Annotated in this window: 19 protein-coding genes, 1 pseudogene and 1 riboswitch; of the genes and pseudogenes, 7 read left to right on the top strand and 13 right to left on the bottom strand. The window is 55.9% G+C overall.

What is annotated here, in order from left to right; translation table 11 throughout:
• Positions 1-48: 48 nt before the first annotated feature.
• Complete coding sequence (locus tag ACSHSR_RS02705) at positions 49-453, bottom strand: putative periplasmic lipoprotein (protein ID WP_025010220.1); 405 nt, start codon at positions 451-453, stop codon at positions 49-51.
• 132 nt (positions 454-585) lie between these two features.
• Complete coding sequence (gene yjgA / locus ACSHSR_RS02710; RefSeq protein WP_413734619.1) at positions 586-1,119, bottom strand: ribosome biogenesis factor YjgA; 534 nt, start codon at positions 1,117-1,119, stop codon at positions 586-588.
• A gap of 148 nt (positions 1,120-1,267) precedes the next feature.
• Here yjgA and pmbA point away from each other — a divergent pair, with 148 nt between their 5' ends.
• Complete coding sequence (gene pmbA / locus ACSHSR_RS02715) at positions 1,268-2,611, top strand: metalloprotease PmbA (protein ID WP_413734617.1); 1,344 nt, start codon at positions 1,268-1,270, stop codon at positions 2,609-2,611.
• A 71-nt stretch (positions 2,612-2,682) separates the two neighbouring features.
• Here the strand turns inward: pmbA and ACSHSR_RS02720 are convergent, their stop codons facing one another.
• From ACSHSR_RS02720 to ACSHSR_RS02730, 3 genes are all read right to left on the bottom strand, one after another.
• Positions 2,683-3,303, bottom strand: a complete 621-nt coding sequence (locus ACSHSR_RS02720; RefSeq protein ID WP_025010218.1) for a hypothetical protein — start codon at positions 3,301-3,303, stop codon at positions 2,683-2,685.
• A complete protein-coding gene (locus tag ACSHSR_RS02725) occupies positions 3,303-3,650 on the bottom strand; it encodes a hypothetical protein (protein ID WP_025010217.1) in 348 nt (115 codons plus the stop codon). The genes ACSHSR_RS02720 and ACSHSR_RS02725 overlap by 1 nt, the downstream gene beginning before the upstream one ends.
• Positions 3,651-3,769: 119 nt before the next feature.
• Complete coding sequence (locus tag ACSHSR_RS02730; RefSeq protein WP_164489488.1) at positions 3,770-4,618, bottom strand: substrate-binding periplasmic protein; 849 nt, start codon at positions 4,616-4,618, stop codon at positions 3,770-3,772.
• A 196-nt stretch (positions 4,619-4,814) separates the two neighbouring features.
• Here ACSHSR_RS02730 and ACSHSR_RS02735 point away from each other — a divergent pair, with 196 nt between their 5' ends.
• Positions 4,815-5,039 (top strand): ribosome alternative rescue factor ArfA, encoded by a 225-nt coding sequence (locus ACSHSR_RS02735; protein ID WP_045283412.1) that lies wholly within the window; start codon positions 4,815-4,817, stop codon positions 5,037-5,039.
• A 37-nt stretch (positions 5,040-5,076) separates the two neighbouring features.
• Here ACSHSR_RS02735 and rimO read toward each other — a convergent pair whose 3' ends face one another.
• Positions 5,077-6,501, bottom strand: a complete 1,425-nt coding sequence (gene rimO / locus ACSHSR_RS02740; protein WP_208150107.1) for a 30S ribosomal protein S12 methylthiotransferase RimO — start codon at positions 6,499-6,501, stop codon at positions 5,077-5,079.
• Between the two features lie 235 nt (positions 6,502-6,736).
• On the opposite strand from rimO, the gene ACSHSR_RS02745 reads away from it, so the two are divergent.
• Complete coding sequence (locus tag ACSHSR_RS02745; RefSeq protein WP_025010213.1) at positions 6,737-7,444, top strand: oxidative stress defense protein; 708 nt, start codon at positions 6,737-6,739, stop codon at positions 7,442-7,444.
• 213 nt (positions 7,445-7,657) lie between these two features.
• Positions 7,658-8,101, top strand: a complete 444-nt coding sequence (locus ACSHSR_RS02750) for a hypothetical protein (protein ID WP_025889600.1) — start codon at positions 7,658-7,660, stop codon at positions 8,099-8,101.
• A 72-nt stretch (positions 8,102-8,173) separates the two neighbouring features.
• Here the strand turns inward: ACSHSR_RS02750 and ACSHSR_RS02755 are convergent, their stop codons facing one another.
• Positions 8,174-9,001: a 5'-methylthioadenosine/S-adenosylhomocysteine nucleosidase gene (locus ACSHSR_RS02755; protein ID WP_025889602.1), complete on the bottom strand. Its 828-nt coding sequence runs from the start codon at positions 8,999-9,001 to the stop codon at positions 8,174-8,176.
• 212 nt (positions 9,002-9,213) lie between these two features.
• Positions 9,214-9,385, top strand: a riboswitch (Lysine riboswitch).
• Between the two features lie 88 nt (positions 9,386-9,473).
• Between ACSHSR_RS02755 and ACSHSR_RS02760 the strand changes: the two genes are divergently transcribed.
• Positions 9,474-11,054, top strand: coding sequence for a Na+/H+ antiporter NhaC family protein (locus ACSHSR_RS02760; RefSeq protein WP_025889604.1), 1,581 nt, complete (start codon positions 9,474-9,476; stop codon positions 11,052-11,054).
• 85 nt (positions 11,055-11,139) lie between these two features.
• On the opposite strand, the gene ACSHSR_RS02765 is transcribed toward ACSHSR_RS02760, so the two are convergent.
• The 4 genes and pseudogenes from ACSHSR_RS02765 to ACSHSR_RS02780 all read right to left on the bottom strand — a co-directional run bounded on the left by ACSHSR_RS02765 (position 11,140) and on the right by ACSHSR_RS02780 (position 15,435).
• Positions 11,140-12,270: an HlyD family secretion protein gene (locus ACSHSR_RS02765; RefSeq protein WP_062793878.1), complete on the bottom strand. Its 1,131-nt coding sequence runs from the start codon at positions 12,268-12,270 to the stop codon at positions 11,140-11,142.
• Positions 12,271-12,584: 314 nt separating this feature from the next.
• A pseudogene (locus ACSHSR_RS02770) lies at positions 12,585-12,819 on the bottom strand (DUF3302 domain-containing protein); the annotation flags it as partial.
• Between the two features lie 122 nt (positions 12,820-12,941).
• Entirely contained in the window at positions 12,942-13,454 is a 513-nt protein-coding gene (locus tag ACSHSR_RS02775; protein WP_101058403.1) for a GNAT family N-acetyltransferase, read from the bottom strand.
• Between the two features lie 88 nt (positions 13,455-13,542).
• Positions 13,543-15,435: an alkaline phosphatase D family protein gene (locus ACSHSR_RS02780; protein ID WP_208150104.1), complete on the bottom strand. Its 1,893-nt coding sequence runs from the start codon at positions 15,433-15,435 to the stop codon at positions 13,543-13,545.
• A 225-nt stretch (positions 15,436-15,660) separates the two neighbouring features.
• Between ACSHSR_RS02780 and ACSHSR_RS02785 the strand changes: the two genes are divergently transcribed.
• Together ACSHSR_RS02785 and ACSHSR_RS02790 are read left to right on the top strand one after the other, a co-directional pair.
• Positions 15,661-16,953 (top strand): ATP-binding protein, encoded by a 1,293-nt coding sequence (locus ACSHSR_RS02785; protein ID WP_371873755.1) that lies wholly within the window; start codon positions 15,661-15,663, stop codon positions 16,951-16,953.
• Positions 16,950-17,480 (top strand): response regulator transcription factor, encoded by a 531-nt coding sequence (locus ACSHSR_RS02790; RefSeq protein ID WP_144191004.1) that lies wholly within the window; start codon positions 16,950-16,952, stop codon positions 17,478-17,480. Before ACSHSR_RS02785 ends, ACSHSR_RS02790 begins: the two co-directional genes overlap by 4 nt.
• Positions 17,481-17,598: 118 nt before the next feature.
• Here the strand turns inward: ACSHSR_RS02790 and ACSHSR_RS02795 are convergent, their stop codons facing one another.
• Together ACSHSR_RS02795 and ACSHSR_RS02800 are read right to left on the bottom strand one after the other, a co-directional pair.
• Positions 17,599-19,644: a TonB-dependent receptor gene (locus ACSHSR_RS02795; protein WP_144216061.1), complete on the bottom strand. Its 2,046-nt coding sequence runs from the start codon at positions 19,642-19,644 to the stop codon at positions 17,599-17,601.
• Positions 19,645-19,750: 106 nt separating this feature from the next.
• Positions 19,751-20,368 carry a response regulator transcription factor gene (locus ACSHSR_RS02800; RefSeq protein WP_256873022.1) on the bottom strand — a complete coding sequence of 206 codons (618 nt, stop codon included), beginning with the start codon at positions 20,366-20,368 and terminating at the stop codon, positions 19,751-19,753.
• Positions 20,369-20,372 lie beyond the last annotated feature (4 nt).

The following is a 20,372-nucleotide window of genomic DNA, read 5'->3' on the forward strand; positions in this document are numbered from 1 at the left end:
CACAGATGTGGTGCGGGATAACACGGACACATCTAGCTGGGTTGAGCGTTAGAAATAGAGGTTTTCGACGGCTTTACCGTCAACCAGGATTTCGCACTTGTCGCCGTTGCTGGATTTTGAGGATTGCACCGCGCTGGCAATAATGCCAAAGGCGCCGCCCTGACTACCGAGCACGGAGCCGAAGTAGCACTTGCCGTCGATCTCCATCTCTTTATAGCGACCACCCAGGTTTTGGGTTGGAGTATATGGGGGGAAGGTGCCGCGCATTATGGGGTCACCGTTGACTGTCAGTTCCAGTTTCTTTTTATCGGAAAAATAGCGTCCACCGAGCTTCAGCGTTTGGCCTTTCACTTCGACGGTTTTTTCCTGGGCTATGATGGGTTGTGGGGTTGAGCTACAGCCTGCCAGCAGTGCGCCGGTACAAGCCAGTGAGGCAAGAGTCAATTTACGCATTAATCCGTCCTTTATTGGATGCGATATCTGTGGGGTATTACTTTTCCGTGTTATCCGCGCCGGATTATAACGTCTTGGCAACAAAAAACGCCAGCATCAAGGCCGGCGTTTTTTATGGTATGGTAGACTGAATCAGTCTTCCAATTCGCTGCGCAAATACTTGAACAGCTCGGCAGAGGACTTGGACTGAGGCCCCTTGGCCAGCTCTTTGTTGGCCTGACGCACCAGTTGCCTGAGTTTTTGTCTGTCCAGTTGCGGGTGCTCCTCCAGCAAGGACTGCACTTTGGCATCGCCACCACTGAGCAAACGGTCACGCAACTTCTCAAATACCTGAGCCTTGGCGGCCGCTTCGTTGTTCTTGTTCAGTACCCGCTCAAGCGAGGTCTGAATCGCCTCGAGATCTTCGTTGCGCATCAGCTTGCCGATAAACTGCAACTGACGACGGAAGGCCTCGGTATTGGGCTTGATGTTCTTGGTTTGCATGATGGCATCAAACAGGGACTCACCTAGCTCAATTTTGGCCAACTGACTCTTGCTCAGCGCTGCCAGCTGCTTGCCCAGATCCTGAGCCTCTTCACTGTCGCGTTTGAGCGAGGTCTTGCTGATATAGTCCTCGTCCTCATCATAAGGCTGTTTAAAATGCTCTGAATCGCCAACTATTTTCATAAAGTCTTTCCTCTGATACTGGCGCTGATTGTAGCATCCCCCTTGGCGCCTCGTCTTCTACGGCAGCAAAATTGATCTGTCGTGGTTATGTGAATAAAGCCGGCTTTTGTTATGCTAGGGGCAGTTTAGCCAATTCAAGAGTAAACCTGTGTCTGCAAATTTTATTGATAGTGAACTGAGTGCGTTGAAAGACGCGGTGGCAATGGCGCTGGAGTATGCCAATAGCCTGGGCACCAGTGCTGCCGAGGTGGCCATCAGCAAGCAACAGGGTCTGAGTGTTTCCACACGCCTCAAGGAGGTGGAAACGGTCGAATTCAACAAGGATGGCGCGCTGGGAATCACCCTGTATCGCGATGGACACAAGGGCAGCTCTTCCACTTCGGATCTGTCGCCGGAGGCGATTCGCCAGGCGGTTAAGGCCGCCGATGGTATCGCCCGCTATACCAGTGAAGACCCTGCCAGCGGTTTGGCCGACTCTGAGTTGATGGCGAAAGATTTTCCCGATCTGGCTCTCTATCATCCCCGTCACACCAGCCCGGAAGAGTTGGCCGAGTTGGCCATTCGCGCCGAAGCTGCAGCGCTGGACAGAGACCCGAGGATCAAGAATTCGGATGGTGCCAGTGCCAACGCCCACAACAGCGTCAAGGTCTATGGCAACAGCCATGGTTTCCTGCAGGGCTACTGCAGCTCGCGCTACAGCCTCAGCTGTGTGGTGATTGGCGCCGAAGAAAACGGCGATATGCAGCGTGACTATGACTATGGTATCAACCGCCGCTTCGACGCCTTGTTGAGCCCGGAGCAGGTGGGGATTAAGGCCGCCGATAAGACGGTTGCCCGTCTCGGTGCCCGCAAACTGGCAACCGGCAAAATGCCCGTGCTGTTTGCGCCCGAAGTGGCCACAGGTCTGGTGGGGCATCTGGTCAGCGCCATCAGTGGCTCAAGCCTGTATCGCAAGTCCAGCTTCCTGCAGGATGCTATCCACACCCGGATTTTCCCTGAATGGTTCAGCATTGCCGAGCAGCCGCATCTCAAGGGTGCCCTGGCCAGTGCCAACTATGACAGCGAAGGGGTCGCGACCCGTGAGCGGGACATAGTCCGTGACGGCATACTGGAGAGTTATCTGCTGACCAGTTACTCGGCGCGCAAGCTGGGACTGGTCAATACCGGCCATGCCGGCGGCATCTATAACTGGACGCTGGCCGATACCGGCCACAGTTTTGATGAGTTGGTGCGTTCCATGAGCCGCGGGATCATAGTCACTGAGGTGATGGGCCAAGGCGTGAATATGGTCACCGGCGACTATTCCCGTGGCGCCGCCGGTTTCTATGTCGAGAATGGCGAAATCCAGTTCCCGGTCGAGGAGATCACCATAGCCGGTAACCTGAAGCAGATGTACCGCTCCATGCAGGCGGTTTCCAGCGACAGGGATCTGCGCTCCAGCATCCGTACCGGGGCAATATTGCTCGATGAGATGAAGATAGCCGGTAACTGAGCCTGCCAAAGACTGAAAGCTCGCAGTTAAAGCGGGCTTTTTTATCAACTTGGATTACTGTTTTTGAGGGATTACTGCGCCATGCTTGGCTGTTTTGCGGACGGCTTATTTGCGGACGACTTGGGAAGCAGTTCACTGGTGTAACGTTCAATGACCAGGCTAAAGGGCTTGTCATCGGCTCGCAAAAGCAGCGCCTTGTGTTGCAATACAAATGGCGGCAGCACCTTGCTCCCTTGCCACAGCTTCAGGCTCTGGAGGTTTTCTCTCCTGAAGTCCAGCGCCTTGACGGCGGTGCCGAACGGGGTTTTTGTATGCTGTAACTGTTGATTCATCTCCTGGGTAAGGAGCTCGGGCACATACCAGTTGTCAGCGACAGATAACACTCTATCGCCACAGATAAGACGCACCTTGCGATGGCCTAGTCGGCTTCCCGGCGCCACTTTAAGCTGACGGTAGACCTCCTTGGGAGCATCATGAATAAAATGCTTTTCTCCTTCGGCGCGAATGCTGGCGTCTGTGGCCAGTTGATATTCATCACACCAGTCGCTCAAGGTTTTGGTTGCGCTACGGCTGGCGAGCAGCCGCTGATCCAGTTGTAACAACAACTCGGATGTGCTCTGGTCGGGAGTGACTTGGGGCGGTTTGCTCTGGGCCTTGGAAGCGGGAAGTAGCGCCAAGCCACAAAGCAGCATTAAACCGGCCGATATTGTTCTTCGCAGTGGGCATTGTCCTGAATGGCGGGCTGTAGGCATTGGCTGAGTTCTCTTAGGTTATTGCAGATGCTGTTGGCTCTTTGCTCGTCTCCCTGATGCAGCATGGTGAACAGATGTTGCAGTGCCATGGCATTGAGATAGTCCTGATGAACCGGCGGGAAGATATCGGCATCGATTTTGGCCCGTTGCAGGCGCTTTGTTATCGCTTGCTGACTGCTGTGCAGTACCAGCTCTAGGGCGTTATGCAGGCGCTGCTCCTCCTCGGCCATCAAGGTCATGGCCAAGTCCAGCTGTGCCTGTGGCGTCAACGGCTTGCGGGAAAACATATTACAACTCTTTGCGACCCAAAAGCAGCAGTGTACCCATTAGATGCTGGACTCAGGCTGAATTGATCCAAAATGTATCAATGGAATAGGAGGCAATACTCCTTGTATGAACAGGAGGATTAGGGCACAGCCGCCGCTTGTGATACCTGCTGCATATAGTATTGATAACGCCGCTCGGTTTCACCGCTTTCGGCCATGTCTTGCAAGGCCTGCTGCAGTGCGTAGGCCAGGCTGTCCGGCTGCAACTCCCAAGGGCTGTTGTCAATGGATATCGGCCTGTCGGCAATATAATTTGGATTGGTTCCGGCACTGAAATAACGGCTCTTGCGTGAGAAGCCCAGGTGTCCTTGTCGCCTGTGATCGCAGCAGTAGGGATGCAGTTTAAGCCCGTGCTGAGGATGGGTTTTCAGCCAATATCTCAGGGTTGATTCATCGTAGACATAGAAATCACCCTGATGCTGTTTGAGAAAGGCTATCGCCGAGTCTGTGCTCATGTCCGGTGGCTTGCGCACTATCAATTTGTCCGGTAAACCACCCAACTGATAGCTGCCGGGGGAGATAAGCAGCACCAGTTGCTTATCCACCAATTGCTGCAACGAGGTGATGTCACTCAAGTCGGCGCGGCTGACGCCGATATAGCGTTCAGACAGGCCGTTGGCGATGAAATGCGCGTAGTCGTGGCGCTCTTTGGAGAAGGCCAGCCCGGGATAGAAGTCGATATTGCCCTTGGCAATTTCCCAGAGAATACGCTTTTTCGGCGCTCGCACTACCTTGAGACTACAACCTATTCTTGCCGCTGCGTCTTGATATAGGCTGAGATAGAGGCCACTGTTATCCGGTGCTTCAGCAATATAGGGGGCCCTGGCATTGGTGCGATACCCCATGGTCAGCTCACAGGTTTCTGCGGCAAGCTGCTGTGGTGAACAAGCGAGTGCCAGCAGCGCCAGACAACAGAACCTGAATATCACAGAACAAACCCTCCCGGATTGACTGAAACAGACTGAATAGTGATTGTTTTTAATAACATGAATAAGGCGAAACGCGACATTGTACTTTGGGCCAAGATTAAGATATTTGGTTATTGGTACAAAAGGGAGTAGTATTTGCGCGATTTTTGTCCGGTATGGCCGGGCAAGTCTCATCCAATTGAAATAAGGAGCCGATATGGCCAAACATATTAAGCAGACCGCACTGCTGGAACATGAATCCGGTCGTGGACAGATCAAAGATAACGCCCTCAAGGCCGTGGTGACCAGTTCACTGTTTCGCTGTCGCAGCGAGAAGCCGAAGAAGGGCAAAGGATCATACAGTCGTAAAAGACGCAATGGAAAGGGGCAACAGGGTGTTGCCCCTTTTGATTTTATGACTCTAATCTTTTCACCCTGCTGACACCTCAAGAAAGATTTCCCCAAGGTGTTGGGAGAGTTTATTCCGGCATCTGCACCAGTTCGGCCCACAGATCGTGCTCATCAGAATGAGTGATCAGTGCGCGCACCATGTCCCCTGGGCTTAGTTCCACTTCCCCGTTGAGGAATACCATGCCGTCGATTTCAGGCGCATCGGCATAACAGCGGCCAATGGCGCCTTCCTCGTCCACATCATCGATAAGGACATCCAGCTCACGGCCTACCAGGCGCGCCAGCCGCTCGGCACTGATCTCGGCCTGCACCTGCATGAAACGCTCATAGCGGTCCTGCTTGACCTCTTCACTGATAAGCTCTGCCAAGGTATTGGCCACGGCGCCATCGACTTCCGAGTACTTGAAGCAGCCTACGCGGTCCAGCCTTGCTTCACGCAGGAAGTCCAGCAGGATTTCGAAATCCTCTTCGGTTTCACCGGGGAAGCCAACGATAAAGGTTGAGCGGATCACCAGATCCGGGCAGATCTCACGCCATTTCTTGATGGAGTCCAACTGGCGGTCGACCCGGCCGGGACGCTTCATCATCTTGAGCACGCGAGGGCTGGCGTGCTGCAGCGGCAGATCCAGATAGGGCAGGATCAGTCCTTCGGCCATCAGCGGGATCAGCTCATCGACCCAAGGGTAAGGGTAGACATAGTGCAGGCGCACCCACACACCCATCTTGCCCAAATGGCGGGCCAGGGTAGTGATATCTTGCTTCACCGGCATGCCGTTCCAGAAGTCGGTGCGACCGCCCTTGTCTTTGCCGTAGGCCGAGGTGTCCTGGCTGACGACCAGAATCTCCTGAACGCCGCTTTCCACCAGGCGTTTGGCTTCATCCAGCACGCTGCCGACACTGCGGCTGTCCAGATCGCCCCTCAGCGCCGGAATGATGCAGAAGGTACAGCGGTTGTCGCAGCCTTCGGAAATCTTCAGGTAGGCATAATGCTTGGGGGTCAGCTTAACGCCGGCTTGCGGGATCAGCGAGGTGAAGGGGTTGTGCTCTGGCTTGGGCACATATTTGTGCACATGGTTCAGCACGGCTTCATAGCTGTGGGGGCCGGTGATCTCCAGTACATCCGGATGCACTTCGCGGATCTGGTTTTCCTTGGCGCCCAGGCAGCCGGTGACTATAACCTTGCCGTTTTCTTCCAGCGCTTCACGCACGGCATCCAGCGACTCTTCCACCGCGGCATCAATAAAGCCACAGGTGTTGACTATTACCAGGTCGGCATTGTCATAGCTGTTGGTAACCTCATAGCCGTCGATGCGCAGTTGGGTGAGGATCCGCTCGGAATCCACCAGGTTTTTGGGGCAGCCCAGGCTGACAAAGCCGATGCGATTGCCGCTGGTTTGGGCCTCGGCAGGGCTGTTTTCCTGTGCCAGAGTCTTGGCCGGAGTGTCCAGAGTCGTGGTCTGCTTGGGATCAAAAATGTCGACTGATTTCTTCAAGAGCTGTTTTCCGCAATGCTAAAGCTGATGGAGCACGCTTGGGTGCCGGTAAAATTGGCGGCGATTATACCTCAGCCATCGAAAAGGTACAGTTGGGCTGGTTAATTTATGTTCTATGTTGCCATCTCGGTTGCTGCTTCAAAACGTCGTTGAAAAATTTTTTGATTTTTTTAACCCTTTTGTCAGCCGGCTGCGTTTCTATGGTCAACGAAAGCGAACTTTTTGGAGAACCAAGATGAAAAAATCTCTGCTGAATCTGGCGCTGATAGGCGCACTGTTACCCGCTACTCTGATGAGCCACTCAGTACTGGCTCAGGATAGACCTCTGCTGGAAACTACAGGCGTCAGCCAGATACAGGTTGAGCCGGATATGGCTGAAATCCATGTTGAAGTGTCATTAAGCGAATCTGATGCCAAGGCGGCCAAGGCCGCATCCGACAAGGCGGTGGCCGCTTTTATCGAGCGCCTGCTCAAGGCCGGGGTCGCCAAGGAGTCGATTGCCGCCGCCAATCTGAATCTGCAACCTGAGTATGTTTACCTCAAGGACAAGGCGCCCGAGCTCAAGGGGTATCGCGCCAGTCGCAGTGTGACCGTGTTGGTGAAACAGTTGGATCAGCTCAATCCCATACTGGACTCGGCGTTAATAGGCGGGATCAACAAGGTGAACCAGATCAACCTTAAGTCCAGTAAAGAAGCCGAGATGCGCAAGCAGGCGCGGCAGGCGGCCATTGAAGATGCCAAGCAAAAGGCCAGTGAGTTGGCGGCCGGATTTGGCGAGAAACTCGATGGCGTCTGGTCGATTCGTTATTTCGACCAAGGCCCGGTGCGCCCTGTGATGTACAAGGCCGCCATGATGGCTGAAGGCGCTATCAACCAGAGCTATGAGTATGGCCAGGTAACTTTCTCCGACAGGGTCGAGGTCAGCTACAAGCTGCGTGACTGAACCCAAGTTATCCTGTCTGACAGTTATTATGCGGGCCCCCTGGTGGTGCCCGCATTGTTTGTTTTATCTGCCAATATCGCTTGTTTGATGTTGGTGAGTTGTAGGTGATTTTGAAACAGCAGATACAATTTGTTGCTCCTTTGAGGCAGTCTCTGGACGCTTTTTATGCTTGAATGAGCCAGAGCCAATCAATCTTGCATAAGGAGTGTGCCGATGAAATTGACCCGTCTGACACTACTGGGAATAGGTTTATTCAGCCTGGTCGCCAGCCCATCAACCGTATTCGCCAATGTTACAGCGCAAGTCGGAAAGACCCACAAACAACGACTCTGCCTGGTGAATGAGACGGAATACACTGTGCCCGGCAGCGAGATCCAATCCCAAATTAATGACAAGGATTTCGATACGGGTTTGCAGGTGTTTATTCGGTATCGCGGCCAGAGCTGTGCCGAGAGCAAGCAGACTTTTGCCAGCCTGTCATTGCCGGAGCCAGAGTCACCAACGATGGATGACTACCGCTTGGTTATCCAGCGAAAACAAGCACCCGAGTCGGAAACCAAGGTTTGGGAATACCGTTACCAGCAAGGCTATTCGAAACTGGGCTGGCAGACACTGGCCAAAGAGGTGGAGGCCATTTTCTTATCGCCGGCGAGCTAGCTTAAGATGAGGGCCTGAAAAACAAAAGCCGGTGGACAATATCACCGGCTTTTACTTTGAAGTCCTCGAAACTTATTTACCTTCCAAACCTGCGATCAACTTCTTGGTGTACTCAATGACAAACTGCTGACAGTGGATAGCGGTTTGTGGCTCAAACTCTTCGCCGTGCAGGTCGGTATTGGAGAGTACCCGAATCCCGATAAAAGGGATCTCATATGCCTTGGCAACCAGGGCGGCCGCAGCGGTTTCCATCTCTTCGGCCGAGGTTTGATAAGTTTGGTGCAGCCACTCGATGCGGTCGACTTCGCGGTTCCACTCATCGGCACTGCCGATCACGCCGGTCACTACCTTGCCATGGCGATAAGCTGACGCCAGTTGTTGTCCCAGAGCCAGTAGCTTGGGATCGGCATCAAAGCGCTTGTGTTTCACCAGCTTGCCATCCTGACGCAAACGCATGGTGACATCGAAGTTATGCCAGCGTTTGGGATCTATGCCCTGGCCTTTGGGGTGTAGATCGCTGCGATAGGAACCCATATTGAAGCTGTATTTCCCCAGCACTATGTCGCCGCGGTGCAGCGCAGGGTCGTGGCCGCCGGAAGTGCCCTGGTTGATGATAAAACCGGGTTGAAATTTTTCTATTGCCAGCGTGGTGGAGGCGGCGGCATTGGCCATACCTATTTCGGTACGGGACACTATGACAGGATAGCCATCCAGAGTGCCTTGCCAGAAAGTCCAGGAACCAAGAGTTGTCTGTTTGGGGTCTTTCAGGGCCTGAACCAGGGTGTCGACTTCGACATCCATGGCACCTTGCAGCAGTATAGGTGCCCGGGCGGGGGTTGCCATGGAATGGCTGGAGAACAAGGCACAGAGTGCCACACAAAAACGTTGTAACAGAGTCATTTGCACACCTTTAATTGTTATTTCAGTGTCGCGGTAGGGGAGGGCGATCCTAGGTGCAGCTGTGGTTGCCGTCAACAGCCGGAGCTGGCATTTGCGAGCCCAGACATGAGTCACTTGCCAAAGGCTTAATGCCAACCGGGCGGGATATTTACCGCCAGAGGCACAATCTGGCTTGCTATTGGGGCCGTGATAGTTAGAATGCCAGTCGAATACCTTTGAGTAGAGGCGCGCTGCCTAAGAGTAACCGGGAAGAGGGTGATGCCTTTGAGGCCCGGGGAAAGGAGTCGGCGCCGAAGTAGCCAGGTCATCAAACCTAGCTGCTGGTTCTGTATCTAACAGGTGCAGGACTGCCATAGTCATCCACTATGGAGCGCTACCTGAAGGAGCTGAGAAGTTTCTGCCCTCCTTGGTCTGAGTTTCTTCGATCCTATCGGTAGATCTCCACCTTAGTTGTTTTAGGTGTAAAGAGATCATGAATATCATGCATTTTGCGGACTCTCCCTGGTCCATAGTTCCTCCTCTGCTGGCGGTTGCGCTGGCGATCATCACCCGTAGAGTACTGCTCTCCCTCGGGGTAGGCATAGTCGCCGGCAGCCTGATGTTACAGCAGTTTTCACCGCTGCAATCGCTGCGCTACCTGTTTGACAGTGTGCTGAAAATCTTCTGGGTCGATGGTGCTCCCAACAGCGATAACCTTAATATGCTGCTGTTTATGCTGCTGCTGGGTGGGCTTATCAGCTTGATGACCGCCTCGGGGGCGACCCGGGCCTTCGCCGAATGGGCCGCCAGGCGCTGCCAGAGCCGCAAGAGCGCCAAGTCGCTCACCGGCTTGATGGTGTTTGCCTTCTTTATTGACGACTTCTTCCACAGCTTGTCGGTGGGGCCCATTTGCCGCCCTGTGACCGACAGATTCCAGATCTCCCGCGCCAAGTTGGCTTATCTGCTGGACTCAACCGCGGCGCCCGTGTGCGTATTGATGCCCATCTCCTCCTGGGGGGCCTATATCATCGCCCTGGTGGGCGGCATACTCGTGGCCCATGGGGTGACAGAGCAGAGCCCGATCGCCGCCTTTGTGCAGATGATCCCCATGAATCTCTATGCGGTATTTACCCTGATCATGGTGGTGGTAGTCATCGCCTTCCAACTGGATCTTGGGCCGATGCGACAGCATGAGCAGCGGGCGCTCGAAGGCAAGCTCTGGGATGAATCCAAGGGCAGGCCAATAGGGCTGGATATGGAAGCCCCGGCCGACAGCCGCGGCGGCATGCTGGATATGGTGTTGCCGATAGTGACACTGACGGCGGCGAGTATCTATTTCATGCTGGACTCCGGGGCTCAGGTATTGGCCGCCAATGGTCAGGCCTTCAGTGTGCTGGGCGCCTTTGAACATACCAATGTGGGTTCGTCTTTGGTTTATGGCGCCCTTTGCAGCCTGGCGGTGTCCGGCCTGTTGGCTCTGCGTCTCGGTCTTGGGATATCCACTTGGCTGCGCGCCGCCCCCAGAGGGGTTATGGCCATGTTGCCGGCGATCAACATACTGCTGTTTGCCTGGACCATAGGCGCCGTGGTGCGTGACATGGAAACCGGCAAATATCTCGCCAGCCTGGCCAACGGCAACCTGCCCACAGGGCTGCTGCCTGTGGTGGTGTTTGTGCTCTCCTGTGCAATGGCTTTTGCCACAGGCACCAGCTGGGGCACTTTTGGTATCATGTTGCCACTCGCCGGTGATATGGCCGCCGCCAGCGATATCCAACTCCTGCTGCCCATGTTGTCGGCTGTGCTGGCCGGCGCTGTGTTTGGCGATCACAGCTCGCCCATCTCCAGTACCAGTATTTTGTCGGCCACCGGCGCCGGCTGTCACCATATAGATCATGTGCTGACCCAGTTGCCTTATGCCCTGACCGTCGCCTTCGGGGCGGCGCTGGGGTATCTGGCCATGGGGCTGCTGCATTCCACCCTGGCCGGTTTCCTGGTGAGTGCCGCTTGGTTTGCACTCTTCTGCCTCTATCACGCCAGGCGCTTCCAGGCGGCTCCCGAGGCCGCCATCGGCTGAGGCTGAGATGGGATACCAAAAAAGCCCCGGGAGTGTTCCTGGGGCTTTTTACTCTTGCCAAAGGTTTGCGCGTCGATAAGGAGTATCAGTGATCCAGATAGAGATAGTTCTGCCAGCTTTTCATCCTTATCAAGACTTTACGCATGATTGATACATGCTCAAAGCTATCGGAATAGATGGCGATCTCCACATTGGTGCCCAGTGGCAAATGATACTGACTCAGATCATCCAGCGGCTTGAGTTTGACCAGTGGCCGGCCGTTGAGGCGAATCTGTGACGAGCCATAGAGCTGCCCCTGCGCCTGCACCTGAGATTCACCTATGGCTGGCAGCACTTCGACCACTTCGGCTTGAAACACCTTGCCCGGCAGGGCGCGGAAGATCAGCTCGGCCTTGAAACCGGGTTTCAGCCGCAGCAGCGAGTTTTGCCTAAAGGCGCCGACAAAGAAGCGCTCCTCTTGATGGACAAAGGTCATCACAGGCCTGAGGGGCATGGGCACCACCATCATTCCCGGTCTCAGGGTCAACTGGGTCACATAACCGTCTGAGGGGGCGCGCATGCTGGTTTCTTCCAGATTGAATCTGGCTTTTTCCAACATGGCGGCAATTTCGGCCACCTGGGTGTTTTGCCCCTGATACTCGGCTTCCAGTGCCAGCTTGGCGCGCCGGGCTTCGGCCTCGGCCGCCTCTACTGAGGCCTGGGCGCCGAGATAATACTGACGACGGTTGTCGACATCGGCGCGGGTAAAGGCGCCTTTTTCAAAACCGCTGCGGTAGCGCTCATATTCCAGTTGGGTTCTGTCCCGTTCGGCCTCGGCCTTGATGCGACTGGCCTCGGCGGCCTTATAGGCGGCGTCCAGCCCCAATACCGCCTGTTTGGCCTGCTCCAGGCTGGCCTCCAGCCGGGTGACTTCTGTCTGATAAGGAGTCGGATCGACCCGGAACAGCAGCTCGCCCTCCTTCAGCAGTTTGTTGGGGATGACGGGCACTTCTATGACCTTGCCGCGCACCGAGGGGATCAGCGGGGTGGTGACATACATCTGGCTGCCCATGGCGGTATGGGGATGGTTGTAGTTCATCAACAAAATCAAGGTGCCTATCAGTACTACTCCGCCGAGCACGGCGGTAGGCACGCTCCACTTGTTGAGCGGGATGCGGAAAATCTTGAAGATGGCGACACAGATGGCGGTGTAAGTGAGGATAAGCAAGAGATCCATTTATCTGTTCTCCTCATTCTTGTTATTGCTCTGGCTCTGATTATCTGTAGCTGGAATGTCGGTCGAGTCTGCTGCCGTATCCAAGTTCACGCCGCTGTTGGGTTTGGGATTGACTGCGGGCTCTTCTGAAGATGTTTGGACTTGGGTTGGGGCTTGGTTTTGGCTTTGGACTTGGACTTGGGCACTCGGCGCTGCAAGAGCCTCTGCGGCATGCTTTTGGGCTTCCAGGGCGGCGACTTTTTCACTCAATAGCTCCAACTGCTGCGCCAGGAGTACGGTTTCATGGTGCAGTGATTGCTGCTCCTGTTGAATTTTGTCAAAGCCCCAACCCCTGTCCTCGCGCCAGAGCGTGGCCCAGATCCACAGAAACGGCCACAGTACATGCAGGGTAAACAGGCTCACCCAGCCTGCGTAGTGAATGGCGTCCTGATGGGGGTGGTTGCGTTTCTTGGCCAGCTCGTAGGGGATGTCGTGGATCACTATCACCCCGTAGAAGATCACCAGGGCGACAAAGATCAGCATCCCCAGCGCGATATAATCCAGTGTCATCTAATCGGGTTCCCTTATTCGTAAATACGCTTGAATAAGTGTAGATGGCCGCTGGCGGATTGCCCGGGAATGATGATTTTTTTCAGGGGCATAAAACGAAAATCGACTCGCGCCCGAAAGGGTTAGGGCTCGGCAGGTCCAGGCAGCATAAGCTGATAAAACGCCAAATCCAGCCAGCGGCCGAACTTATAGCCCACCTGGGGCAGGGTGCCTGAGTGCTTGAACCCCAACTTCAGGTGCAGGGCAATACTGGCCTGGTTTCCGGCATCTATGGCGCCCACCATGGTGTGGATGCCGCGCTCCCGGGCCTGGGTTATCAAATGCTGCATCAGAAAGCGCGCCACCCCTTTGCCTCTATGCTCAGGGTGCACATACACAGAGTGTTCCACCGAATAGAGATTGGCCGGATAGCCGCGAAACGGGCCTAAGCTGGCAAATCCCAACAGTTGCCCCTGCTCATCCTCGGCGCCCAGAATTGGCCAGCTGCCTTGCTGTTTGGCGCCGAACCAGTCGCGGATCTGCTGTTCGCTCCTTGGCTGGTATTCATAAAGGGCTGTGGTATGGGCAATGGCATGGTTGAAGATGGCGCGTATCGCCTCGCCATGTTGCTCAAGTTGGCAGTGACACAGATGCATCTTAGGCTCCCAAGGTGGTTTCGCCTGAGTATGCCATAAGCCGGGCAACGCGCCATTACTTCAATGGGAACTGTTCTGGCACAAAGTGTCAGTCGCGGCTCTCTTTGGGTGCTTGAAACTCGGTCAGGCTCATATCGGCATGCAGTACGGCTATCCGCTGGGGGGCGCCGTTTTCTGCCAGTTCCAGGAGGCCGATACCGCTTTGGTTGACCAGGCGTTTGCTGCGTTCCCCATTGGGGCGGCGGCCGCGGATCGACATACGTTTGCGTTTGGTCAGCAGATTGAGCGGCGAGAAATGCCCATAGAGCCAACCGTTGAGCTTATCAAACACAGGCAGCAGCTTTTCCGGGAACTGATTTTTGATGCCGCTGGCAGTGATTTGGTAGATGTTGGGACTGGCGCGGCGAAAGCGGATCCCTATGTCATAAGCAAAGGAGTAGTGCACATCGCCGGAGAGGATCACAAACTCCTGCGGGGTACGTCTGTGCATGAAGATCGACAGCAGGGCGTTGGCGGCGCCAGGGTGCGCCATCCAGTTTTCGGCGTCCACCAGCAGCGAAGCCCCGATGAGAGTGGCCGTGCGCTGCACCGCCTCAATCAGCTTGACCCCGAAAATCGGCGCTGCCGACACTATGATGACCTTATCCTGCCCCAGCAGTGCCTGCTGCAGATCCATCAGCGCCTCCCAATCCATCAGCCCCGAGGGCTTGGCCAGGTTGGATTCGCTGCGCCAGCGGCGGGTACGGGTATCCAGTACTACCATTCTGGGTTGAGTATCCAGGGTGTAGTGCCAGTTTTCACATTTGAGCAGCTTGTCTATCAGGGCATCCTGGCGCTCGCTGTCGGCCAGATAGAGGCCGCTCAGCTCTTCGAAAAAGTCGGTAAACCTCTTGGGTTGATTGCCGAGAGCCTGAAACAGGGTGTACCCCAGCAAGGCATTGCCTATGATGCGCTTGGAGAAGGCGTGACCATAGGCGGCCTCTTCCCAGCGGGCCGTCAGGTTCCAGTCGTCGGTAATGTCATGATCATCGAAAATCATATAGGTGGGCAGATGCGCCAAAAGGCGCCTGACCTTGCCAAGGCCCGCCTTGAACTCCAACAGATGTTGCCACTGGGTCTGCCACTCCTGTGCCCGTTTACCGCTCAGCCCGGGCAACTGTTGCGGCAGTTCCAGTTGCTGCCACAGTTCCGGCGACCAGATTAAAAGATACAGGGCAGTGACTTCGGCGAAGCTCAGCAGATGGTTTTCTGCCATCGAGGAGGTGAATATGGGGTGATTGATATACCAGCGCCAGAGTGCTGTCTTGGCCGGATACTGGGTACGGGGCAAGAGCTGTTTCGGCCGCAGGTAGAGGGAGTCTGGGCCATAATCTATCTGCGCCGAGTCTTTGAGCGGGGCGTCGCTAAAGCTTTCCTGTTTTAGTCCCAGCAGCGCTATTACCTGGGCAATGGCCACCAGGGTGGGGCCGGCCACATCATCGACATAGAGCTGATCGCCGCTCAACATCAGCAGCGCCGGTCGCTCTGCCGGGGCATTGTTTTGCTCCAGCTGAGTATCGGCCGCCACCAGTGCGTCGCCGCTGTGATGATGCGGGTTGCGACAGGAGCCGTGCAGCAAACGATCCAGCCTGGGCTGCAGCACCAGTTCGGGAGTGGATTTGTCCGGATAACACAGACCTTCGATATCGGCGAACAGCGACTGACCATCGGCATCTTCCAGGCTGTAACCCACGGCTTGCCCTTGGGGCAGCAATCCTGGAACCTCCAGGTGCAGCAGATACTGCCAGGCATGTTCACCGAGTTGTACTCTGTGCACTTGTTCTTCATTCAGCGGCAAGGGCGCCGATTTGTGACTCAACTTAAGCGTCAATTGCGGGCTCAACGGCTTGCTGCTGACCCACCAGAGGGTGAAATGGTCCCGGTCGCAGTGGCGCAATATCGGGCCGGCCAGGATCAGCGGCAAGGAAGAGGAAGTGGTCATCGGCGGGTTCTGCAGCCTCTCAGGTATGAAAAAAGGTGAATCCACAGGGTAAACAAGTGCTTTGGCTTTGAAAAGTCCCTAAAATGTGAAGCCTTGTTAATGATGTAAAGCAGCTGTGCCAAGGCGATAGCGGCAGGCATTGATATCCCTGAGTCTTGTGACACCACAGCCAACTTGGCATATCTGCCGCCTCAATGCCTTTGCAGGTTTTCGGATAATAGACGAATGAAAAGCACCCGGATGGGAATGGATGGCATATTTGGTCGAACCGGTGGCCTGGCGGCGGCCGATCAACTGGCGTTGCTGCGGGTTTTGGGGTTGCTGCTGCAACTGGGGCTGACCCTGCTCGGCAGCGATGCCTTTGGCCTGACGCTGCAGCCTGAACCCTTGTGGTGGGTGTTTGGGCTGGAAAGCGCCTATCTGGCCTTGACCCTGTGGCTGCGTCATCCCCTCTATCGCCAGAGTGCCGGTATCTTTATCGCCCTGTTGCTGGATACCCTGTTTTGGATCTCCTGGCTGTGGTTTTCAGGTGGGGCCACCAATGCCTTTATTTCGCTGCTGCTGGTGCCGATTGCGCTGGCGGCGGTCACCTTGCCCGCCTGGGGCAGTTGGAGCCTGGCGGCGCTGTCGACCCTGGCCTACAGCCTGATGATCTTGAGCTTGCCGGAAGGGCATATGCGCCATCACGGCATGGATATGAGCTCTCACTTCCTGGGGATGTGGCTTAACTTTGTGGTATCGGCACTGGTGTTGACCACCAGTGTCGCTCTGATAAGCCGTCGTCTGCGGCGCCAGGATACCGAGCTTGGTTGGCTGAGGGAAAATCAGCTGCGGCAGGAACAACTGCTGGCGTTGGGCACAGCTTCGGCGCAGATGGCACACCAGTTGGCAACGCCGCTGGCGAGCCTGAGATTACTGCTGGATGAAGCCATGGAAGAGGGCCTGGATGCCGAGGCGCAGGCGCAAATGGGCCAAGCGCTGTCCCGCTGTGAAGTCACTCTCAATGAACTGCGCCGCGCCACCGAATCGATTCGTGAACGTCGCCGCCAGGCCGTGACATTGGCGGCACTGGGGCAAAATATGCGCCAGCAACTCATGCTGTTGATGCCCGAGGTGGATTTCAGCCTCACCCTGCCTGCTGGCCTGACTGAACGTGAAATTATCACAGATGCCAGTCTATTGCCGGCGCTGCTGGCGCTGGTGGATAACGCCGCCAAGGCCAGCCTCAACAATACAGGCGAGCCCAAGGTTGAAATTGGCTTCGACTCCCTAGGTGACACTCGGCTTGAAATTAACATCAAGGATTATGGCCGCGGCATAGAGGCGCATCTCTTGGGCGAGCTTGGGCTGATGCCGGTGGCGAGCCGCACAGGTATGGGGGTTGCCGTGCTCTTGAGTCACGCCAGCCTGGAGAAGCTGGGGGGCGAGCTGGTGTTGCACAACGGCCCACAGGGCTGTGAGGCGCGTATCAGTCTGCCCTTATTGCCGGTTTCTGCCGGTAAAGGAGATGCGGCATGAAGCGGTTATTGATAGTTGAAGATGACCTGGCGCTGGCAGCCATTCTGAAGCGGCGTATGCAGCGGCATGATTTCGAGTGCTGCCATGTCGAAGATGCCAGCCAAGCACTGCTCAGCGCCCGTAGCTGGCAACCGAGCCATGTGCTGCTGGATATGAAATTGGCGCAAAGCAACGGCCTCAACCTGATAGTGCCGCTGCGAGCCAGCCTGCCCAAGGCCTGTATTGTGCTGCTAACAGGCTTTGCCAGCATAGCCACTGCGGTGGAGGCGGTGAAACTGGGGGCAGACAACTATCTGGCCAAGCCGGCCGACACCCGAACACTGCTGGCGGCACTCAAAGTCGAGCCTAAATCCCACACGGCTTCATCCCTGCCTGATGAAACCCCGCTGCACCCCAAGCGCTTGGAGTGGGAACATATTCAGCAGGTACTCAATGCCAATAAGGGCAATGTCTCGGCCACCGCCCGCCAGTTGGGAATGCATCGCCGCACCCTGCAACGCAAGCTGGCCAAGAAGCCAGTTGCTTAAAAAAATCCCGGCCTTTCGAGACGAGAAAAGGCCGGGGCAGGTTCAATTGCAGTGGAAATCTCAACGGCCTGCGGGAGCACGGTGAGGATGAACCCTTAAGCGGGCAACCGGGGCGCCCTTAAAAACGGTACTCGCCCATGACCCAGGCGTTGAGACCGGGTTGTGGCAAGCGCTCGCCAACGGCGATATCACCGCCCATTACCCGGTTATAACCGGCGAGATGATCGACATATTCTCTGTCCAGCAGATTATCGACCCCGGCCTTGAGCATAAAGCTGTCACCGCGGTAACCGGCCGCCAGATTCACCAAGCCATAGCCTGCAGTTTCCTGCTCCAGCTGAGTGGCCGACACCTTATCCTGGGCGGCAACCGCTACTGTCTCCAGGCGGGCAAACCAGCTGCCCTGATCCCAGTTGAGTCCCAGAGTCAGGTTTGGGGGGGCGATACGGTAAAGCTTGTCTTCCACGTCGCGGCGCTCACCATAGGTATAGGCCGCCTGCAGATCCAGGCTCCACTGTTCATGCAACTGCCAGTGGGCGTTGACATCCATGCCGTAGAGCAGGGCGTCGGTATTGCTGAACACCAAGGTGTTGGCATCGCCGGCGGCGATAACGGCGGGGTCATCCGTGGGCAGGCCCTGAATATAGTTGTCTATCCTTTGGACAAATACCCTAGGGGTCAGGTTGAAATCCTGACGGTGTAAATCCAGCCCCAGCTCCAGTTGCCAGGCGGTTTCCAGATCCAAGTCCATCTGGCCTACATAGGTGCGGCCATCGGCCAGGCCACCGGTGGACTGCATTGGCACCCAGAGATAGCGCTGTTGATAGCTGGCACTGGCCTGTTTACGCGCCAGGCCGATTATGGCATCCAGCTCACTGTCGATTTCAAAGCGGCCGTTGATCACCAAGTCCAGCCCGGTATCGTTTTGGCTGCGATCGGCCTGATTGAATCTGTCCATCAGGGTCTTGATTGCCGGTTTCATGGCCGCCATAGAGTGACTCACGGGATCGGCATCAAACCTGTAGTGTTTCACCCGGCTACCCAGTTGCCAGCTCCAACGACCAAAATCCTGCTGCCATTGGGCGTAGAGGCTGTAAACGCTGTCGTTGACACCGTTGAAGTTATCCACCCGGAACTTGCTGTTGCTGGGGTCTGTCACCACAGTGTCGTGCTCGGCATGGCGCCAATCCAAGCCAAATTCCCAGCTGTCTTTCGCCATTTGCCAATGGCCGTCGAAACTCTTGGAATCGGCTATGGTGTAGCGCGGTGCCATGGTAGGCATTTTCATCCGTAGGCTGAAGTTGTCCATGCCGTGACGGGCATCGCTGTAGCCCAGATGCCAGCGTGTCTGCCAATCGGCCAGCAGGTGCTCACCACTGAGCTTGAACCTGTCGGTACGGATATAGTCGATATCCATCGGCAGCGCCGGGGTGGCGGCATCTGTGGTTTCCAGATGCTGGAACGAGAAGGCTATCGACTCATCATCGGCGTTGCTGTCGGCCAGGTTGAACCTGTATTCACCACCAAACACCTGCTTGTCGTAGACTCCTGGCAGCAGTGGGTGGTTATCGCCGCTCTCGGGCACATCATTGCCCTTGAACAAGTCGCCATACAACATGAGTGCCTGCCGCTCGCCGCCGAAGTTGCTCTTGACGCCGATGCGGCTCTGCTCGCCATTGTGCTGGTATTGGCCGCTGACCAGGCCGCTGACTTCATCGAAACGTGCCTGGGACTCCACTACCCGGATGCTGCCACCTAAGGTATCGACGCCGCTGGCGACCGGGGCTATGCCGCGATCCAGCTCTAACTGCTCTGTGATCACAGGTACGGCATAGCTCAAGGGGGTATCCATGGCGTTGGGACCGGCACCGGCCATGCTCATGCCGCCGACCTGGGTTTCGACTCTATCGCCAAAGAGGCCACGATACTGGGCTATGCCGGTTAGTGGACCGTTACTGTTGACGTTGGCGCCGGGCAGTGACTTGAGCAGACCACTGATATCGGCCTTGGGCGCGGTGGCTTCTGGCGAGGTCTGCAGCACGCTGCTCTGTACGCTGCCGCGCACCACCAGCACTTCCATGGGAGAATCACTGGCCTTGGCGGCTGAGCCCAGACCGATTATTGGCAGTAAAGCCAGAGCGAGAGGAGAAGGTGAAAAGCGCATATCTTATTGATTTTGGTTGTTTTGAATGACCCATTTTGGGTCTTGTGCGCGGATGGGGCAAAGCTAAACAGCCAAAGTGCGACAAGCTGTCGCACCCGGGAGAGGGTCAAACCAAGGGCGTGAACTTAATCAGTTCGGCAATACTGTGAACACCAAGCTTTTTCATGATCTTGGCGCGATGCACTTCTATGGTTCGCAGCGACAGATAGAGAGCTTCGGACATCTGTTTATTGGTCATTCCCTGCACCAGAAGCTGCAGTACCTGTTGCTCCCGCTCGGTCAGGGTGGCGTATTTCTGCTGCAGTTGCTGCTGTTCATGGGTCTTGAGGCTGTAGTCGAAGGCTTTTTCGATGGCGGCTGCCAGCGCTTTGCCGGCAACCGGTTTCTGGAAAAAGTCGCAGGCTCCCTGACGAAAGGCGTCAACGGCCATCGGCAGATCGCCATGGCCGGTGAGAAAGATGATCCCCAAGGGGCTGTTGGCCTCCAATAATCTCTGTTGTACCTGCTGGCCGGTGAGTTCCGGCATGCGGCTGTCGAGGATTACGCAGCCAGGCGCCTCCAACTCGGCGGCCTGGAGAAATGCCTGGCCGCTGTCAAAGGCTTGCAGCCGGTAACCGAATTGGCTCAGCATAAAGCCGAGTGAATCCCGGACGGCGGCATCGTCGTCCACCAAATAAAGCGCTGTGTCAGTCACATACTTGCCTCTCTCGGGTGAATAAGCCAATCCT

The organism is Shewanella sp. VK101 (assembly GCF_056497865.1).